Source organism: Tenacibaculum sp. AWR4_210, assembly GCF_056160945.1.
The window spans coordinates 1-4,368 of sequence record NZ_JBSWYF010000024.1 but is presented as its reverse complement, the minus strand read 5'-3'; the positions used below and the strand labels follow the sequence as shown (position 1 = coordinate 4,368).

At 43.6% G+C, this 4,368-nt stretch carries 1 protein-coding gene; it reads left to right on the top strand.

Going from position 1 to position 4,368, the window contains the following annotated elements; all coding sequences use genetic code 11:
- The coding region (locus ACXAG7_RS19825; RefSeq protein WP_476667910.1) for a beta strand repeat-containing protein at nt 1–4,368 on the top strand (4,368 nt) is incomplete at both ends.

Sequence of the window (4,368 nt, the reverse complement as noted above, 5' to 3'; positions counted from 1 at the left end):
TTGGAGATGTTACACTAGAAATCGCGGCAGGTGCTGTTGGAACTACAGAATTAGCTGACAACGCAGTAACTACTGTTAAGATCAATGATAACGCTGTAACTACCGGAAAGATTAATGACGATGCAGTAACAGCTGCTAAAATAAACGCGGATGTTGCGGGTACTGGTTTAACACAAAACGGTGCGGGTGCTTTAGTTGTAGATCCTACTGCCTTTAACGGTGACGGTAACATTACCTCTTCTGATTTAACTGTTGGTGGTGATGCTAACGCATTACTTGGAGATGTTACACTAGAGATCGCGGCAGGTGCTGTTGGAACTACAGAATTAGATGACAACGCAGTGACTACGGTTAAGATCAACGACAACGCTGTAACTACTGGAAAGATTAATGACGATGCAGTTACGGCTGCTAAAATAAACGCGGATGTTGCAGGTACTGGTTTAACACAAAACGGTGCGGGTGCCTTAGTAGTTGATCCGACTGCCTTTAATGGTGACGGTAACATTACTTCTTCTGACTTAACAGTTGGTGGTGATGCTAACGCTTTATTAGGAGATGTTACACTAGAAATCGCTGCAGGTGCTGTTGGTACTACTGAATTAGCTGACAACGCAGTGACTACGGTTAAGATTAACGATAACGCCGTAACTACAGGAAAAATCAATAACAACGCTGTAACTACCGCTAAGATCAATGACGATGCAGTAACGGCTGCTAAAATAAACGCTGATGTTGCAGGTACTGGTTTAACTCAAAACGGTTCGGGCGCTTTAGTTGTAGATCCTACTGCCTTTAACGGTGACGGTAACATTACTTCTTCTGACTTAACAGTTGGTGGTGATGCAAACGCTTTACTTGGAGATGTTACACTAGAAATCGCTGCAGGTGCTGTAGGAACAACAGAATTAGCTGACAATGCAGTAACTACTGTTAAGATTAACGATAACGCTGTAACTACAGGAAAGATTAATGACGATGCAGTAACAGCTGCTAAAATAAATGCTGATGTTGCAGGTACTGGTTTAACACAAAACGGTGCGGGCGCCTTAGTAGTAGATCCGACTGCCTTTAACGGTGACGGTAACATTACCTCTTCTGACTTAACGGTTGGTGGTGATGCAAACGCTTTACTTGGAGATGTTACACTAGAGATCGCTGCAGGTGCTGTTGGTACTACAGAATTAGCTGACAACGCAGTGACTACGGTTAAAATAAACGACAACGCTGTAACTACTGGAAAGATTAATGACGATGCGGTAACAGCTGCTAAAATTAACGCGGATGTTGCAGGTACTGGTTTAACACAAAACGGTGCCGGTGCTTTAGTAGTAGATCCGACTGCCTTTAACGGTGACGGTAACATTACTTCTTCTGACTTAACGGTTGGTGGTGATGCAAACGCTTTACTTGGAGATGTTACACTAGAGATCGCGGCAGGTGCTGTTGGTACTACTGAATTAGCTGACAATGCAGTAACTACTGTTAAGATTAACGATAACGCTGTAACTACAGGAAAGATTAATGACGATGCAGTAACAGCTGCTAAAATAAATGCTGATGTTGCAGGTACTGGTTTAACACAAAACGGTGCGGGCGCCTTAGTAGTAGATCCGACTGCCTTTAACGGTGACGGTAACATTACCTCTTCTGACTTAACGGTTGGTGGTGATGCAAACGCTTTACTTGGAGATGTTACACTAGAGATCGCTGCAGGTGCTGTTGGTACTACAGAATTAGCTGACAACGCAGTGACTACGGTTAAGATTAACGACAACGCTGTAACTACTGGAAAGATTAATGACGATGCAGTTACGGCTGCTAAAATAAACGCGGATGTTGCAGGTACTGGTTTAACACAAAACGGGGCGGGCGCTTTAGTTGTAGACCCGACTGCCTTTAACGGTGACGGTAACATTACCTCTTCTGACTTAACCGTTGGTGGTGATGCAAACGCTTTACTTGGAGATGTTACACTAGAAATCGCGGCAGGTGCGGTTGGTACTACTGAATTAGCTGACAACGCAGTGACTACGGTTAAGATTAACGATAACGCTGTAACTACCGGAAAAATTAATAACAATGCGGTAACTACTGCGAAGATCAATGACGATGCGGTAACAGCTGCTAAAATTAACGCGGATGTTGCGGGTACTGGTTTAACACAAAACGGTGCGGGCGCTTTAGTGGTAGATCCGACTGCCTTTAACGGTGACGGTAACATTACTTCTTCTGACTTAACGGTTGGTGGTGATGCAAATGCTTTACTTGGAGATGTTACACTGGAAATCTCAACAGGTGCTGTTGGAACTACAGAATTAGCTGACAATGCAGTAACTACTGTTAAGATTAACGATAACGCTGTAACTACAGGAAAGATTAATGACGATGCAGTAACAGCAGCTAAAATAAACGCGGATGTTGCAGGTACTGGTTTAACTCAAAACGGTTCGGGCGCTTTAGTGGTAGATCCGACTGCCTTTAACGGTGACGGTAACATTACTTCTTCTGACTTAACGGTTGGTGGTGATGCTAACGCTTTACTTGGAGATGTTACACTAGAGATCGCTGCAGGTGCTGTTGGAACTACAGAATTAGCTGACAACGCAGTGACTACGGTTAAGATCAACGATAACGCTGTAACTACAGGAAAAATAAATGCCAATGCAGTAACTACTGCGAAGATCAATGACGATGCGGTAACAGCTGCTAAAATAAATGCTGATGTTGCAGGTACTGGTTTAACACAAAACGGGGCGGGCGCTTTAGTGGTAGACCCGACTGCCTTTAACGGTGACGGTAACATTACTTCTTCTGACTTAACGGTTGGTGGTGATGCAAACGCTTTATTAGGAGATGTTACACTGGAAATCGCTGCAGGCGCTGTTGGTACTACTGAATTAGCTGACAATGCAGTGACTACGATTAAGATCAACGATAACGCTGTAACTACAGGAAAAATCAATAACAACGCAGTAACTACCGCTAAGATCAATGACGATGCGGTAACAGCTGCTAAAATAAACGCTGATGTTGCGGGTACTGGTTTAACACAAAACGGTGCGGGCGCTTTAGTAGTAGATCCGACTGCCTTTAACGGTGACGGTAACATTACCTCTTCTGACTTAACGGTTGGTGGTGATGCAAACGCTTTATTAGGAGATGTTACACTGGAAATCTCAGCAGGTGCTGTTGGTACTACTGAATTAGCTGACAACGCAGTGACTACTGTTAAAATAAACGATAACGCTGTAACTACTGGAAAAATAAATGCCAATGCAGTAACTACTGCGAAGATCAATGACGATGCGGTAACAGCTGCTAAAATAAATGCTGATGTTGCAGGTACTGGTTTAACACAAAACGGTGCGGGCGCTTTAGTGGTAGACCCGACTGCCTTTAATGGTGACGGTAACATTACTTCTTCTGACTTAACGGTTGGTGGTGATGCAAACGCTTTACTTGGAGATGTTACACTAGAAATCGCTGCAGGTGCTGTTGGAACTACAGAATTAGCTGACAATGCAGTAACTACGGTTAAAATCAACGATAACGCTGTAACTACAGGAAAAATAAATGCCAATGCGGTAACTACTGCGAAGATCAACGATGATGCAGTAACAGCTGCTAAAATAAATGCTGATGTTGCAGGTACTGGTTTAACACAAAACGGGGCGGGTGCTTTAGTTGTAGACCCGACTGCCTTTAACGGTGACGGTAACATTACTTCTTCTGACTTAACGGTTGGTGGTGATGCAAATGCTTTACTTGGAGATGTTACACTAGAGATCGCGGCAGGTGCTGTTGGAACTACAGAATTAGCTGACAATGCAGTAACTACTGTTAAGATTAACGATAACGCTGTAACTACAGGAAAGATTAATGACGATGCAGTAACAGCAGCTAAAATAAACGCGGATGTTGCAGGTACTGGTTTAACTCAAAACGGTTCGGGCGCTTTAGTGGTAGATCCTACTGCCTTTAACGGTGACGGTAACATTACTTCTTCTGACTTAACGGTTGGTGGTGATGCTAACGCTTTACTTGGAGATGTTACACTAGAGATCGCTGCAGGTGCTGTTGGAACAACAGAATTAGCTGACAATGCAGTGACTACGGTTAAGATCAACGATAACGCTGTAACTACAGGAAAAATAAATGCCAATGCAGTAACTACTGCGAAGATCAATGACGATGCGGTAACAGCTGTTAAAATAAATGCTGATGTTGCAGGTACTGGTTTAACACAAAACGGGGCGGGCGCTTTAGTGGTAGACCCGACTGCCTTTAACGGTGACGGTAACATTACTTCTTCTGACTTAACGGTTGGTGGTGATGCAAACGCTTTATTAGGAGATGTTACACTGG